This is a genomic window from Rhizobium alarense (genome assembly GCF_021555155.1).
Lineage (GTDB): Bacteria > Pseudomonadota > Alphaproteobacteria > Rhizobiales > Rhizobiaceae > Rhizobium_D > Rhizobium_D alarense.
The window spans coordinates 1-1,130 of the sequence record NZ_JAKGBU010000182.1 but is presented as its reverse complement, the minus strand read 5'-3'; the positions used below and the strand labels follow the sequence as shown (position 1 = coordinate 1,130).

The window sequence follows — 1,130 nt, the reverse complement described above, 5'->3', positions numbered from 1 at the left end:
CAGCTGGCCCAGCAGCGATCTCGATGCACTCATGCCGTGGAATTACGCAGCCTGAGCGGCCTCAGCTTGCCGCTTACCTTCCGGCGCCGAGCGCAGCCAATGAAAGCGCGTTTGGCCGATCGTCTGATCAACCTCCAAAAGTCTGTCCAATGATTGGAGTGTATCGAGCGGAATGTCTTCGATCAGAGTTCTCTCCGCCCGACGGCGGGCTATAGCACGGCCGGCAAGGCCGATGCGTTCGATTGTGTCGATTGCCGGCAGAAGAGATCCACGTTCACGCAATGTGGTGACAATGGAACTGGCTATTGCAGGACCGTCGTCGGACATCGCCGCCGTCTGAATTGCAGCCAATAACGCGGCTCGACGATCTTGCGCCGTCGCGCTTCTCGTATCCAGATACACCATGAGGCGCGCCGTGTGATCACGACGGGTTTCTTCACGCCGTGCATAAAGCGCAAATGCTTCTGGGTCGGCGCCGACTTGGTCAGCAACGTATCGAAGCATGGCGCGGGGCGGGACCTCTTCCGCTCCCAGCACTCGGCCAGGGTATCGCATCAGGCATAGCTGAACGGCAAAACCAAGCCGATTATGATCGCGTCTTCGCAGCTCAATCTCCAGACGATCCGCCGGGGACAACGAATAGTGCCGGATCAGGCTATTCTCGTCAGCTGGTATATCGAAAACCTTCTGTCGATCATGAACCTTGAGAAGCTTTCGTTTTGCCATCGCCCGACTCCCCACGACCAATCTGCCGGGAGCGTTGTCGAGTCGGACGGACGAAGAAACCGAAACTGGTGCTTCACGGCGCCAATCCACAGAGATCGGAGACCCCGCATCCGAGATCCGACATAGTTCATGTTCCGTTCGACCTTAGCGTACGATTTCGCACTGCTCTTGTTCTGACCCCTTTCGCGACGCGGGCAGTGGAACTTCCCCGTTCGCGTTGTTGACCCGCAGATCTCCCAGGATTGAGACTTTAAATTCACCGGATGGTTGCATTGCATCATTATGTGTTGAACGCGAAGCAAGGGCAATCCGTCTGAGAGCGGCGGCGCAAAAACGGGCCATGGTAGCGTCGGAATAGTCCGACCACGGGCGGCGCAAAAACCTGGCCACCTATTTCTCTTCTG

1 pseudogene is annotated in these 1,130 nt (G+C 57.3%); it reads right to left on the bottom strand.

The window, feature by feature from the left end:
- Positions 1-78 precede the first annotated feature (78 nt).
- A pseudogene (locus LXM94_RS25890) lies at positions 79-726 on the bottom strand (DUF4158 domain-containing protein); the annotation flags it as partial.
- Positions 727-1,130: the final 404 nt, after the last annotated feature.